Origin of the sequence: Paenibacillus dendrobii (genome assembly GCF_009807035.1) — a bacterium.
Lineage (GTDB): Bacteria > Bacillota > Bacilli > Paenibacillales > Paenibacillaceae > Paenibacillus_AQ > Paenibacillus_AQ dendrobii.
In genome coordinates this window covers 203,858-216,604 of sequence record NZ_WUBI01000003.1, presented here as the reverse complement: position 1 = coordinate 216,604, position 12,747 = coordinate 203,858, and the positions used below count along the sequence as shown (strand labels likewise).

13 protein-coding genes and 1 riboswitch are annotated in these 12,747 nt (G+C 49.4%); of the genes, 6 read left to right on the top strand and 7 right to left on the bottom strand.

The window, feature by feature from the left end:
- The first annotated feature begins 4 nt into the window (after positions 1 to 4).
- Entirely contained in the window at positions 5 to 1,102 is a 1,098-nt protein-coding gene (locus GRF59_RS19135; protein WP_160499324.1) for a toxic anion resistance protein, read from the top strand.
- Positions 1,103 to 1,363: 261 nt separating this feature from the next.
- Here the strand turns inward: GRF59_RS19135 and GRF59_RS19130 are convergent, their stop codons facing one another.
- The 3 genes from GRF59_RS19130 to GRF59_RS19120 form a co-directional block, all read right to left on the bottom strand.
- Complete coding sequence (locus GRF59_RS19130; RefSeq protein ID WP_160499719.1) at positions 1,364 to 1,981, bottom strand: GTP pyrophosphokinase; 618 nt, start codon at positions 1,979 to 1,981, stop codon at positions 1,364 to 1,366.
- Positions 1,982 to 2,315: 334 nt separating this feature from the next.
- Positions 2,316 to 2,684: a hypothetical protein gene (locus tag GRF59_RS19125; protein ID WP_160499323.1), complete on the bottom strand. Its 369-nt coding sequence runs from the start codon at positions 2,682 to 2,684 to the stop codon at positions 2,316 to 2,318.
- A 64-nt stretch (positions 2,685 to 2,748) separates the two neighbouring features.
- Positions 2,749 to 4,899 carry an ATP-dependent helicase gene (locus tag GRF59_RS19120; protein ID WP_160499322.1) on the bottom strand — a complete coding sequence of 717 codons (2,151 nt, stop codon included), beginning with the start codon at positions 4,897 to 4,899 and terminating at the stop codon, positions 2,749 to 2,751.
- A 295-nt stretch (positions 4,900 to 5,194) separates the two neighbouring features.
- On the opposite strand from GRF59_RS19120, the gene GRF59_RS19115 reads away from it, so the two are divergent.
- Both GRF59_RS19115 and GRF59_RS19110 read left to right on the top strand, forming a co-directional pair.
- Positions 5,195 to 6,043, top strand: coding sequence for a zinc ribbon domain-containing protein (locus GRF59_RS19115; RefSeq protein WP_160499321.1), 849 nt, complete (start codon positions 5,195 to 5,197; stop codon positions 6,041 to 6,043).
- A 124-nt stretch (positions 6,044 to 6,167) separates the two neighbouring features.
- The gene (locus GRF59_RS19110) at positions 6,168 to 7,010 is read left to right on the top strand and encodes a TrmB family transcriptional regulator (RefSeq protein ID WP_160499320.1); all 843 of its coding nucleotides are present in this window, start codon (positions 6,168 to 6,170) and stop codon (positions 7,008 to 7,010) included.
- Positions 7,011 to 7,046: 36 nt separating this feature from the next.
- Here the strand turns inward: GRF59_RS19110 and GRF59_RS19105 are convergent, their stop codons facing one another.
- The gene (locus GRF59_RS19105; protein WP_160499319.1) at positions 7,047 to 7,679 is read right to left on the bottom strand and encodes an NUDIX hydrolase; all 633 of its coding nucleotides are present in this window, start codon (positions 7,677 to 7,679) and stop codon (positions 7,047 to 7,049) included.
- 134 nt (positions 7,680 to 7,813) lie between these two features.
- Between GRF59_RS19105 and GRF59_RS19100 the strand changes: the two genes are divergently transcribed.
- A complete protein-coding gene (locus tag GRF59_RS19100) occupies positions 7,814 to 8,119 on the top strand; it encodes a hypothetical protein (RefSeq protein ID WP_160499318.1) in 306 nt (101 codons plus the stop codon).
- A 44-nt stretch (positions 8,120 to 8,163) separates the two neighbouring features.
- On the opposite strand, the gene mscL is transcribed toward GRF59_RS19100, so the two are convergent.
- Complete coding sequence (mscL, locus tag GRF59_RS19095; protein WP_160499317.1) at positions 8,164 to 8,691, bottom strand: large-conductance mechanosensitive channel protein MscL; 528 nt, start codon at positions 8,689 to 8,691, stop codon at positions 8,164 to 8,166.
- Positions 8,692 to 8,956: 265 nt separating this feature from the next.
- Positions 8,957 to 9,057, top strand: a riboswitch (purine riboswitch).
- 141 nt (positions 9,058 to 9,198) lie between these two features.
- On the opposite strand from mscL, the gene GRF59_RS19090 reads away from it, so the two are divergent.
- Both GRF59_RS19090 and GRF59_RS19085 read left to right on the top strand, forming a co-directional pair.
- Positions 9,199 to 9,771 (top strand): xanthine phosphoribosyltransferase, encoded by a 573-nt coding sequence (locus tag GRF59_RS19090; protein ID WP_160499316.1) that lies wholly within the window; start codon positions 9,199 to 9,201, stop codon positions 9,769 to 9,771.
- Between the two features lie 75 nt (positions 9,772 to 9,846).
- The gene (locus GRF59_RS19085) at positions 9,847 to 11,214 is read left to right on the top strand and encodes a nucleobase:cation symporter-2 family protein (protein ID WP_160499315.1); all 1,368 of its coding nucleotides are present in this window, start codon (positions 9,847 to 9,849) and stop codon (positions 11,212 to 11,214) included.
- A gap of 110 nt (positions 11,215 to 11,324) precedes the next feature.
- Here the strand turns inward: GRF59_RS19085 and GRF59_RS19080 are convergent, their stop codons facing one another.
- Together GRF59_RS19080 and GRF59_RS19075 are read right to left on the bottom strand one after the other, a co-directional pair.
- Positions 11,325 to 12,221, bottom strand: a complete 897-nt coding sequence (locus GRF59_RS19080) for a diacylglycerol/lipid kinase family protein (protein WP_160499314.1) — start codon at positions 12,219 to 12,221, stop codon at positions 11,325 to 11,327.
- A 96-nt stretch (positions 12,222 to 12,317) separates the two neighbouring features.
- Positions 12,318 to 12,659, bottom strand: coding sequence for a DUF4870 domain-containing protein (locus tag GRF59_RS19075; protein ID WP_160499313.1), 342 nt, complete (start codon positions 12,657 to 12,659; stop codon positions 12,318 to 12,320).
- Positions 12,660 to 12,747: the final 88 nt, after the last annotated feature.

Genomic DNA, 12,747 nt, shown 5'->3' with positions numbered 1-12,747 from the left:
AACGATGGCTACGACTGCAATGGTGCAGCTGAAAGAAGCGGATATCGCTAAAGTGGAACAGGAAGCAAGGCAGGTCATCTCGCAGGTGTCGACTACCGACACGATGGAACTCGAAGGTCTAATGGACCAGATTGGGCAGATAGGCCAGAAAACGATGGAGAAAGCCGGGCAGTCTCTTACGATGCTCGAACGTCCGGTGAATGAACTGATGTCAGGCAAGCGTTCCGAGGTGACCAATAATATCGTGAAGCTCAGAACGGAAATCGATTCGTTAAGCAAGAGCAAGCAGCTGGGATTTTTCGAAAAAATGCTGCGGAAGACGCCGATTAAAAACTATATCTACAAATACCAGTCGGTGAAGACAAACGTGGACGCCATTGTACAGTCACTGCGCAACGGCAAGGACACCCTGCAAGAAAACGTCGTCTATATGAAGAACTTAAAGCGATCCTCCATTGAAGAAGTATACAATCTGCAGGTGCGGATCGCGATGGGGAACAAGCTGAAGGAATTGTTTGAACAGGAAATTGCCAAACCGGAGAACGAGAACCGCAAGACGCTCTTAGAACGTGGTCTGCGAAAGGTCGTCACGCGCATTCAATCCTTTACGGAAATGATCATGCTTTATCAGCAAGCCATTGCAGGTACCGATATCATCAATGATAATAACGATAAATTAATAGACTCCGTAAACGCAACGATCGACAAGACACAGCATCTGATCACCGTATCCGCGATGATTTCTATGGCGCTTCAGGATCAATTGGATACGATTGAGGCCGTGAATTCAGCCAATGAGAGCCTTCAGAATATGTTCGAGGAGAACTCCCGGTTACTGAAGGAAACAACCCAGAAAACGAATGATTTGCTCGGAAAGCCGGCTATTGAGATGGATTCGGTCAACCGGGCGATGTCGGATCTGTTTGCTGCCATTGATCTGTATGAGCAATCCAACCGGACGATTATTCAGACGGCTACAGAACACACGGCAAAAATGACCGAGATTAACAAGCAGCTTACGCAGAGGCTGGGACTCATGCCCGGGAATAAGCCAGCTCAACAATTGAATACACCTGCTAGCGTATCCAGTTTCCTGGAATAGCAAAAAAAGAAGAATGGCTGTTTGCCCATTCTTCTTTTTGTTCATCCTAGTAGCATGAGAACGAACACGCTCTCATATAATATTTCAAACGAAATTGAAATATATGAAAATGAGGTGTGGAGCAGACATGCTAGGAATGCTTTGTGCTGCCGGTATTATTTTGATATTGATCGTTGTTGCGGCGTCAGAAAAGACAGAAGCTGTCATGGACACAATGGATGACTAGCTATTTCGAGCCCAATCATCTTCGAACATAACGAATCAGTTCTCTTGGATTTTCTCCAAATCTTCTGCTACATAGTCCCCGGATTGCGCCAGAATTTCCTCTCGCAGGCGGAGCATCTGATGATCCAGCTTATCGGCGGCCTCGGCAGCTTCCTTTAATTCACCGACGACATGGTTCGGAACCTGTTTGTCATATTTATAGTAGATAATATGCTCCATGCTGGCCCAGAAATCCATCGCAAGCGTGCGCATCTGGATCTCCACCTTCATCCAGCGAGTCCCTTCAAACAGGATCAATGGAACCGCCACAATGACGTGCAGACTCTGATAGCCGTTAGGCTTGGGATTGGCAATATAATCCTTGATCTCAATAACCCGAATATCATCCCGATGCGAGAAATGATCCAGAAGCCGGTAAATGTCCCGCACGAAGGCGCAAACGATGCGCATGCCGGCAATATCATGAATGTGGGTCAAAATATTATCGAGTGTAAAGTCGAAGCCTTTGCGCTCCAGCTTGTTCATGATGCTTTTCGGTTCCTTGATCCGAACCTTAATATGTTCAATCGGACTGTAACCATCCTGAAGTTTCAGCTCCGTCTTGATGAGTTTAATCTTATTTTGGAGCTCCTCCAAGGCGAGCTGATAAAGCATCGGGAGTTTTTTCCACTCATTAAACTGATTCAGCAAATTGTTCTCGATATCGAGCTTCTGCAAATCCTTTAGCGTGACAGAACCTGTAACAAGCTGATGATTCGATTCTTCTTTCAATGGTTGTTCTCCTATATCTGCTTTTATTTGTGGTGAACTCAGACGAACGGCGCAAGCTTTCGTTTCCCCTATTATTGTACCTGAAAAATAGGAACTTAGGCAAAACCTTACAAAGATAACCCTTCATTGTATGCAAAAAGCCCCTGTCTCAGAATCTCCAAAGGTGGAGCATTCTTCGCGGCAGAGGCTTTTGGATGCGATAAAGGGTACTCTTTGATTATTTGTTTAACGGAGAGCCTTCATAGCCCTCATCATGATAGTCGGTCTGATGAAGCTTGGGCAGAACGTTTAACTCCTCGATCATCCGTTTGGTTTCTTCGTCGCCCACTTCATATAAGTAAGCGTACAAGCCAAGCAGCTTCTCATCGAACTGCTCGGTGGCATCATCATGGTCGGCAGATTTAAAAGGAACGAATGCTCTTTTAAACGTATATTCATCATCCTTCGTTAGCTCGTCCATCTGGTCCCTAAGCCTGGTGACCTGATCATCGGTCAACATCAATTCAAATTCGGTGGAATCATTGGGCACATCTTGAATCAAGTTATGAGTCACAGAAATATAATACCGTTTCTTATCATTTTCCATAAGAAAGATTCCCTCCCTCATTGATGCCGATTCATCGCTAAAATGGTTTATGGCATCAATGGCTTTACTTTTTCTTACACGAAGCGGCCTTATTTGAATCACCGGAAGGTCGCGTTGAGGGAGTGGATGAGCTCTTGGATTTGTGAATTCCGTAAGCCTCCATCAGGAATCGGGAAGGGGCAGCCGGCTTGCCATGGTAATAAGCGGGGGAACTGACATACAGTTTCTCCTTCGCTCTCGTGACCGCGACATAAGCCAGTCTGCGTTCTTCTTCCAATGCAGCCTCGCTTACAATCTGATCTGCTTTTCCGGGAGCCGCGGCTTTCATTTCTTCCGGAGGCTTGTCTTTCAACGCGGATCTGTGCGGGAGAATGCCTTCGCTGGCTCCAATCCAGTATACGTAAGGAAATTCCAAACCTTTGGCTCGATGTATCGTCATGAGCTGGACGGCATCTCCGTCATGCTGGTCTTTCATAAGCTCCATCTGCGCATGTCTCAGGGATAGTTCATCTGCATAGGCGACGAACTGTTCTACCGTATCAAACCGTGCTGCGGCGCTTTCCAGCTCCTCGAGCGAATCCTGGACCATATCTTTGTACTGGGTGTACACCAGAGGATCGCCTGCCTGGATGTATTTATCGTAAAAGAGGCGGCGCATTTCCTGAATCGCATAGGCAGGTTTTAACGTTTGCAGCGACTTGATCAGTCTGATCCGGTCTTTTACGGCCGTCTGCTGGAACGGCTTCAGTTTGTCCCAGCGCGTAAGGTGGATCAGCGGATACTTTTTACGAGTTTCCCTTTCCTGGGTTTGAATGAAGGCTTGTCCTTCTTCTTTCGGAACGTAGAGCGGTCCGAGAGCACCGGGGAGGGATTCCATCCGCCGCGGATTCAAACTCAGTCTCAGGTGATCCATGAGCGGTCTAATCAGGCTCTGGTCATAGAACACGGATGAACTGCCGTACTGCACAAACGGAATTTCGCGCAGCAGCAGCTGCTCGAGAACTGCACGGCTGCTGCCTGCTGTTCGGTGCAGAATGGCAATATCCTTATAGGCCGCGTTTTGGGACTGAACCTGCTGGGAAATATGGTTGACGACCCATAGTGCCTCTTCCTCCGGATGAGCAGGGAGGGCATAATATGGCATCTGTCCGGCAGGACCGGCTGCTTTTAGTATTTTGTCGCGCCGGAAGCGGTTATGCCGCACAATGGCAGTGCCAAGGCCGAGAATGCGACTGTCGCTGCGGTAATTAATATCCAGTGTGACAATTTTGCTCTCAGGATACAGCTTATCGAATTCCAGAATGGATTCCTGGCGGGCCCCGTTAAAAGAGTAGATGGTCTGGTCATCATCGCCGACGACCGCAAGGTTTCGGTGGGCGGCCGCGAGGTACTGCACCAGATCATACTGAATGGTATTGGTATCCTGAAATTCGTCAACCATCAGCCAGGTATATCGATTCTGAAGCTGTTTGAGGAACATGCGGTCGTTCATGCGTCGCCGCAGCTGAAGCAGGATATCGTCGAAATCCCATAAATGGCGTTCCTTCTTCCAGGACTCGTATGCCTCGAGAATTCGTTTGACAGATGCCTCTTCCGATGTTTTGTCCGGAAGTTCTTCTACGCCACGACCTTGCATTTTCCATGACGATAACGCGGCGAGGATCGTTTCCGGCTGATAGGTTTGTGATGGGTCGAGCCTGCGCAGAACCATTTTCATGATGGTGTGCTGCGCATTGAATTCCCCCATAATCTGTTCTTTGCAACCGCTTCTGCGCAGTAGCATGAGTGCGAAGGAATGAAAAGTTCGTGCCTCCACGGCGCGGGCATCCGCAGGAGTGACGCCGGGCATCCGCCCGATCCGCTCCTTGATTTCCTTGGCGGCCTTGCTTGTGAAGGTGACCAGCAGGATATGGGATGCCGGTATACGGCGGACGGCAATAAGGTAAGCGGTACGGGCCGCAAGAACAGTCGTTTTGCCGCAGCCTGCGCCGGCCAGAATCAGCATGGGGCCTTCGCCGTGGCGGACGGCCTTAATCTGTGGTGCATTCAGCAATATGCCGTGGTGCTCGAGCTCCCGGAAGAAGAACGCATCCCGGGCGTGATCTTTCACCAGATCGCGGCTGGTTAGGGATGGAGCGTCGCTTGCCTTCGGTGGCTTGGCGGAAGTCGGCACATGGGCGGGCACGCTAGTGAGCGTCAGCAGTGTATTCACCATGGCTGCACCCTCCTTTAAAAAGTCTGAAAGTGATGTAAGGGATTGCTTTTTTCACAAGTGCCCTATAAATTTGGTATGATATATACACCAAAAACGCATGCAGTCCATTATACCCCGAGAAGGCGGCAATCGAGAAGGCTGATGCACAAGTATTGGGCAGATTTCACAGTGAAGGCGTGACATGGTATCTTTGTAACAAGGATTTGCTGTAACTAAACCATAAAAAACAAAAAACAATACGAGTCGATTATGATTCTTACATGGGATGATTTTGGGAAATTGGAGGAGAAAATCAATGAACATTTTGCAACGAATCAAGGACGGGGCGAACCGTGCTACGGAAAAAGCGCAAGGTGCTGTTGAAGTCGGCAAACTCAACGGGCAGATTACCGAGGTAGAGAAGGAGATGGAGCTTCATTTCGTGGAGATGGGCAGAGCCTTCTATGACGGGTACCGGTCGGAGGATCTTACGGTCGCCGAGCGTGACATGATGAAGCACTCCAAGGCTTGCGACGGTCTGCAGAAAGAGATTGACGATTTACGCCGCCGTATCGCGGAACTGAAAAATGAGAAGCTCTGCAAATGCGGACGTACGGTTGAGCTCGACGCCAATTTCTGCCCGGCTTGCGGTAGAAATTTGAATGATGATCAACCCGCGAAGAAACGCGCCGAATCCCGCCCGGCTTCTTCAGCAGCCGTATTAGAGGAAGAGGACTACGGAGAGACCAAAATTTATAAAGAACCTGTTCATGAATATAAAGAGTATAAAGAATATGAAGAACACGAAGAAGATGAAGAAGATGAAGAAGATGACGTTCGCACTTATGACCGGGAAGAAGCAGGCGCTTCTGCGGAACGGAAGTATGAATATGATTACTCCGCAAGCTCGGATTGGGAGGAGTCTGAGGAAGAGGAAGGTTACCCGGACGAGCGGGAACGCAGGCAGGCTGAAGAACTGGAGCGTGAACGTGAACGCCAGCTGGAGCTTGATCGCCGCATCCGCTACTGGAAAGAAAATAACGAGGAAGATACCGAGAAGACGCCAGCAGATACTCAGCGCGATACGGTGAAATGCCAAATTTGCCGTGCGGATCTGCCTAAAGGCTCCAAGTGGTGCCCACGCTGCGGAGCGGAACAAATTTAATTCATTACCGAAATGATCAATCCTATGAAGTAACCATTATTCTGCACTTATGCATACCGGGATCGTAATGCATCCTGATACAAGAGCAAGACAAGGGTTTTTCGCAGCTTGGGAGGACAAAATGATGGAACAATTGCTACAGCATCTGCGGAACTTGGGTTTCACCGAGATGGAAGCGAAGATTATGGTGGAACTGGCCGGCAAAGGCCCATCCTCCGGCTATGAAGTCGCGAAAGGGCTCGGCGTGTCACGTTCTAACGTGTATGCGGCCCTGCAGCGTTTGGCGCAGCATGGATTTGTGCGGCGCAGCGCAGGAGAGCCTGTACGTTATAGCATGCTGAAGCCTGAAGAACTGACACAAATGATATCGGGGCAGGTAAAAGAATCACTGTCCTTTATTGAAACAACAATGCCGCGCGTCGAGGCGGATCAGCAGCCCTTTTACAGCGTTGAAGGCGATCGTAACGTTCTGGAGACATTAACGCGTGAGTTGGAGCGTGCCGAGCATGAAATCGTGGTCGACGTATGGCGGGAAGAAGCTTCGCTTGTCAGACATGGACTTGAGGATGCCGAGAACCGCGGCGTGAAGCTGCTGTGGTCGTGCATGGGGACGGACGCAGGTGTAAGCCGTCTGCTTCCATGGCCTTCGCTAGAGCAGGAAAAGGATGGCGTCAAACCGGGACGGAGATTCTCATTTGTCATTGACCGCCGTTGGTGCATGCTTGGCATGCGCGGCGAGGACAGCACAACGCAAGGTCTTGTCACGGAACATCCGGTGATGGTGGAGCTTTTGCTTCATCATTTTACGCAGGAAATGGTGCTGTTCGAGCTTGAGCAGGACATCGGGGAAGAGTTGACGGAACGTTACGGTCCACGCTATGAGCGGATCTACCGCAAATATGTCGGGACGGAAAGTCCGCAGTCATCGGAAGAACAGATGGAGCATATACAGGAAAAGGACGCCTAGGCGCCCTTTTCATACATAGATTAGTCTGCGGATTGTTTACAGCTTCTTTAGTTCTTTGAACACGTGGAGATAATCATCACTTTTATGAGGCACGAATTGTTGTAAGCTTAAAGTAGTATCAAAAATTTGCGGCACCCTGTTTTCCGTAATAGAATGGATCCCCATAGCTGGAATGACGGATTTAGAGCCTTCAAACAGCGCAATGGCATCATCCAGATCGGTTTCATAGAGCCCGGCAACTTCTTCCTCTTGAAGCCGGTATGCTGTGAGAGGGAGATTCAGAAGATAGCCAAAGACAAAGCATTTTTCACGGTCGATGAACGGTTTGCCGCCGGCAGTGCCGGTTGCGTAGTAATCAATGGTACCAAGGGATGTGAGCTGATCCATGCGGACGGGAATCCCAAGCTCTTCTTCCACTTCGCGGACAGCGTCCTGGACGGTTTCTCCGGCGGAAAGATGCCCAGCGGCCGTAATATCGTAGCGACCAGGGAAGGTATCCTTGCTGTCCTGCCGCTTCTGAAACAGAATTTTACGTCCTTCTGGCGTATCTCTGGCAATCCAGCAGTGGAAGGAATGGTGGAGATAACCCTTGGCATGCACCTCATCCCGCGGGGCGGTACCCATTTTTCGATCATTGTCATCATAGATATCAAATAGTTCCTGGCTCATAGCTGCCGTAGCACCTCCGGTCATTTCATCATAGGGTAATTATCCCGCAGGTCTGAACGGATGGCAAGCTATTGCAATTTAGGGCATATCGGTTTATATAAAGCTATTTTCATAGGGAAAGAGAGAGGATCAACATGGAATGCATCGTTCGTTTTGAAGTGAAGTACAGGCAAGAATTGAAGCGTCTGCGGGGATTGCTTTTCATTGAAAAAGGCAAAAGGCCAGACGGAGAGCAGCTGATCGAAATGTTTAAGGATATGAAATATCAGGTGGCATTGACTGATCCGGAGAAACTGATATTTACGCCTGTGGAGCCTGGTTCGGATTACGAATACATCCGTGTGACGGAACTGGATACCGGCGAAGAGAAGTATACGGAAGATCATGATCTGAAGAAGCTCATTGGCAGTCTGATGCCACAAAGACCTCCAGGCCTGTAGCCGCGGGTTGCCCCGCGGACCTTGCCTGTTATGAAGCCCTACAGTTAGGCTTGCCCAGGTTCCGTTTCCAGAACGGATGTGCAGTGAGCACAGCGTGTAGCGGCCGCGGGAATTTCGGACATGCAATAAGGGCATTCCTTGGTTGTTTTCTCTGGCTCGGGTTTTTCGTGCTCTTTGTTCTTCAGCCAATTGATACCCTTCACCAGCAGGAAAATACAAAAAGCCACAATCACAAAATCGAGAATGACATTGATAAATTGTCCGATCGCAATGACTGGCGCTCCGACTTGCTGCGCTTCTGCCAGCGTATGGATATGATTGCCGTTGGGCAGGGTTAGATTGGGTTTCAGCGGAATGATGATATCTTTGAAATTGACGCCCCCCAGCACTAGCCCAATCGGCGGCATGATAATATCATTAACGATGGACGTAACGATTTTGCCGAATGCTCCCCCGATAATGACACCAACCGCAAGGTCAATGACGTTGCCGCGAACGGCAAATTCCTTGAATTCATGAATAAAGCCCTTCAATAGGTTCCCCTCCTGATCCTTTTCTATGAATCTACTCATAGTATGGGATAATTTCTTTAAAATAAATCAATTTCATAATACCGTAAGCAGGCTTTAGCCAATAGGATATAGTAGAGTTTATTTGTCTATATCTCGTTTCATTATCTCATTAACCCATTATGAAATTGATTCAAGTATAAACGAGATTGACGCTGAAATCAGCACTTTATGAGTGGTTTTAGCGGCTTTTTTGTGCGTCCCCATCAAATACCTCTTTATTTTTATCACGGTTATGCTGTATACTTCATGCATTGTCTTTACGTTTGAAAACTTTCATACAGCTTCTCGTATATGTGCAGGAATAGGCCTGCATGTCTCTACCCGATCACCGGAAATGATCGGACTACGGGAATAACGAAGCGGTCGGGCTTTTGTCCCGACATCTTTGAGTTGTTTCCGTGAGTCCGCTCTTTATCCGAGTACTGCCCGCAAGGCAGTGCCTGGAAGAGGCGGGCTTTTTGTGTTTCGAAGGATGTGAAGCAAGGAGATTCTTAAGGGGGAAAAGATATGCAGCTGCTAAAGGAAAAAGTATTAAATGAAGGAATTGTGCTCAGCAATCAGGTACTGAAGGTCGATTCATTCCTGAACCATCAGATGGATCCTGTTCTGATGAAGGAAGTAGGAAAGGAATTCAAGCGCTTATTCGCAGACCAATCCATTGACCGCGTACTTACGATAGAATCCTCAGGTATTGCTCCTGGCATTATGACCGCACTTGAGCTCGAAGTGCCGCTGATCTTTGCGCGCAAGCAGAAATCATTGACGCTTCGTGAAGATATTTTTGTGGAGAAGGTATTCTCATTTACCAAACAGGAAACAAACGAGATCACCGTATCCCGTAAGTTCATGAAGCCGGGGGAAAGAGTTCTGATCATTGATGATTTTCTGGCGAACGGTGAAGCTGCCTTTGGACTTGCCCGCATTGTGGAGCAGGCCGGAGCGGAAGTGGCGGGCATCGGCATCGTGATCGAAAAAGCGTTTCAGCCCGGAGGACGTCTATTGAAGGAAGCGGGTTACCGTGTAGAGTCACTGGTCAGGGTGGCTGCCCTCGACAATGGAACCGTTACTTTTGCGGAATAAACGGGATATCAAGCGAGTGAAATCCTAAGAGATATCATTGATCAAAACCAAGATTCAGGGAGGAATGAATTTCGTATGGCACGCACCAATCAAGGTCAGCGCAATGAGTTAATGAAAAGCAGAAATCCGTTCAAAACCTTCTCGCTAGGCATCCAGCATGTGCTGGCCATGTACGCTGGCGCGGTGATCGTGCCCCTTATTGTCGGTGGAGCGCTCGATTTCACTTCAGAACAGCTGACATATCTGATCGCGATCGACTTAATGGCTTGCGGTCTGGCGACGCTGCTTCAAGTTTGGGGCAACCGTTTCTTCGGCATCGGGCTGCCAGTTATGCTCGGATGTGCGTTTCAGGCTGTTTCGCCGATGATCGCCATTGGCATGAAAGACGGCGTGTCCGCAATTTACGGAGCGATCATCGCTTCGGGATTATTCGTCGTCTTGTTCTCGGGGTTATTCGGTAAATTAATAGCTTTATTTCCGCCGGTGGTTACCGGATCGGTGGTAACGGTGATCGGGGTTACGTTAATTCCGGTGGCTCTCAATGACCTTGGCGGTGGTGACAAAGCGAAGGCAATCGGCGAGTTCGGCAGCCTGCTGAACCTGGGGCTTGGTTTTGGGGTTCTGTTGTTTATTATCCTAATGAACCGTTTTGCTAAGGGATTTATCCGCTCGATCTCTGTTCTGATTGGTCTGATTATAGGTACGCTGGTTGCGGCAGCGGCCGGGCACGTGGATTTGACGCCGCTGAAGGAAGCAAGCTGGTTTCACGCTGTCAGACCTTTCTATTTCGGAGCGCCCACGTTCCACGTTTCTTCGATCCTTACCATGATATTGGTGGCGATCGTGAGCATTGCGGAATCAACGGGAGTGTTCATGGCGCTTGGCAAAATCGTCGACAAAGATGTCTCCTCCAAGGACCTTGCCAAAGGATATCGCGCTGAAGGATTGGCAATTGTGCTTGGCGGTTTGTTCAACTCATTCCCTTATACGACATACTCGCAAAACGTGGGTCTGGTTCAAATGAGCCGGGTAAAAACGAGAGACGTTATTTTCGTGGCGGGAGGTATTCTGATCGTCATCGGATTCGTGCCGAAAATCGCCGCGTTGACGCAGTTGGTTCCAACCTCGGTGCTGGGCGGAGCGATGGTAGCCTTGTTCGGAATGGTAGTATCATCCGGCATCCGCATGCTGGGGGGGCAAGTAGATTTGAATAAATTCGAGAATTTGTTCATCATTGCCTGCTCGGTAGGGATGGGGCTTGGCGTTAGCGTGAGTCCGGACCTGTTCAAGCTCCTTCCGGATTGGGCGCGTATCCTGGTGGACAACGGCATCGTAGCCGGCAGCGTCACAGCGATTGTGCTCAACCTGTTGTTCAATGGGCTAAAGGGAGGAAGGCTGCCCAACACGGAAGATACTGCGATAAAAGAAGGACAAGCCGCGTAAGCGGCTTGCCCTTCTTTTTTTAGGATTATAGAATTTATATATTTCAGCGAAGCTGAACCATTGTATGATTGCAAGAAAAACATAAGTGCGTCGATATACGTTTCTTATGGTTACACGGCATAGACCTGAAGCGCATTCGGTTCAACGATAATATCGAACGGGCCGGTGGACATATTCTCGCCGTCGCCGAGGGCCAATCTTTGCTGGTCAAAGTGAATGGATATTTCCTGGCCGCGCATGAATTTCACGAATGGCAGATGTACATGCTTACCACTCAGCACGGTTGGAAACAGACGAAGAAGCTGCAGCCGGGAGCACCCATGTACGATGCATATATCCAGCTGGCCGTCACCGGGATGGGCCTCCGGACAAATATGCAGCCCGCCGCCGTAGCTTTTGACGTTCGAGATGGCGGTAAGCCATGCATCCCGATATGTTGTTGTTTCGCCATCGCAAGTCACTGTGAGGCTGCATGGCTTGAAGGTCAGGAGCGTATGCAGGATGCCGACGATATAGGCAGCACGGCCGACGCGGAAAAAATTGCAGACCTTTTTGTACAAGCTGGTGTTCACATTCTCCGCTACCTGGGCATCAAATCCGATGGCGAGAGCCGTGAGCGTCAGACCGCCGGAAGTGACGATGAGATCGGCAGCCTTGGTCTGTCCGGCGAGCATGATGTCCAGCGCAGATAATGGATCATGCGGAATGCCGAAGCCGCGGGCGGTGTCGTTGCCGGAACCAGCCGGAATCACGGCAAGCGGAATGTTGAAGTCCTTCAGAACAGGTAGTACGCTGTGGATCGTGCCGTCTCCGCCGATGACGGCCACGCCCTGCCAATGCTCCGGTTCGGATAGGGTTTCGGCAATGAGTCTGGCTGCCTGCCCGGCATTCTCGGTAAACAGATAGCGATAGCTGATCGCTCTTGTATCCAGGGCATTCTTGATTTTGAGCCAGGTGCGGTAGCCGTGGCCATTGCCCGACTTTTTATTGACTACAAACAAATACATTTGTTTTCCCCCATGTCTTTCAAAGAACCCTTTGCCTTTATTGTAAGAATTACGGAGCCAAAAGGAAACCCTGAATTAATGGACATATGCGGGATATTACAAATGACGGAGCTGCTTTTCGGCCAAGTCGCCGATCCATGGAAGCTTCAGCCACTTCCCTTGCAGAGAACTGAAGAGAAGAACGACCCACATGACAACGGTCAGGATGGAGAGGAGCCCGGCAATCAGCGGTCCGATCAGGGGGATAAAGCCGGAAAGTACATGGGCAATCATTACGGCTCCGAAAGCAAGCACCGACTGCAGTGCGTGAAACAGGACGAATCGGCTGCGTTTCTCGAGTGCGAGAAACACAATGCCGCCGATGAACGCGAACAGATAGCATAGTGTTGCGGCGATATTTTCAGGCAGGCCAGTGGACGATTTGAAGAAAGGGGACATATTCATACACTCCTTGTCTTACAACGGGATTGTTGTATAAACATATGTCCAGGTGAGACAAGTTATGAGCGTAAAAAAGGCATCTTCT

Excerpts from the sequence above, each read along its gene's own strand:
- GRF59_RS19135 (WP_160499324.1), top strand. The coding sequence starts at position 5 with ATGGCTACGACTGCAATGGTGCAGCTGAAAGAAGCGGATATCGCTAAA.
- GRF59_RS19130 (WP_160499719.1), bottom strand. The coding sequence starts at position 1,981 with ATGCTTTATCAGCTCGCCTTGGAGGAGCTCCAAAATAAGATTAAACTC.
- GRF59_RS19125 (WP_160499323.1), bottom strand. The coding sequence starts at position 2,684 with ATGGAAAATGATAAGAAACGGTATTATATTTCTGTGACTCATAACTTG.
- GRF59_RS19120 (WP_160499322.1), bottom strand. The coding sequence starts at position 4,899 with ATGGTGAATACACTGCTGACGCTCACTAGCGTGCCCGCCCATGTGCCG.
- GRF59_RS19115 (WP_160499321.1), top strand. The coding sequence starts at position 5,195 with ATGAACATTTTGCAACGAATCAAGGACGGGGCGAACCGTGCTACGGAA.
- GRF59_RS19110 (WP_160499320.1), top strand. The coding sequence starts at position 6,168 with ATGGAACAATTGCTACAGCATCTGCGGAACTTGGGTTTCACCGAGATG.
- GRF59_RS19105 (WP_160499319.1), bottom strand. The coding sequence starts at position 7,679 with ATGAGCCAGGAACTATTTGATATCTATGATGACAATGATCGAAAAATG.
- GRF59_RS19100 (WP_160499318.1), top strand. The coding sequence starts at position 7,814 with ATGGAATGCATCGTTCGTTTTGAAGTGAAGTACAGGCAAGAATTGAAG.
- mscL (WP_160499317.1), bottom strand. The coding sequence starts at position 8,691 with ATGAGTAGATTCATAGAAAAGGATCAGGAGGGGAACCTATTGAAGGGC.
- GRF59_RS19090 (WP_160499316.1), top strand. The coding sequence starts at position 9,199 with ATGCAGCTGCTAAAGGAAAAAGTATTAAATGAAGGAATTGTGCTCAGC.
- GRF59_RS19085 (WP_160499315.1), top strand. The coding sequence starts at position 9,847 with ATGGCACGCACCAATCAAGGTCAGCGCAATGAGTTAATGAAAAGCAGA.
- GRF59_RS19080 (WP_160499314.1), bottom strand. The coding sequence starts at position 12,221 with ATGTATTTGTTTGTAGTCAATAAAAAGTCGGGCAATGGCCACGGCTAC.
- GRF59_RS19075 (WP_160499313.1), bottom strand. The coding sequence starts at position 12,659 with ATGTCCCCTTTCTTCAAATCGTCCACTGGCCTGCCTGAAAATATCGCC.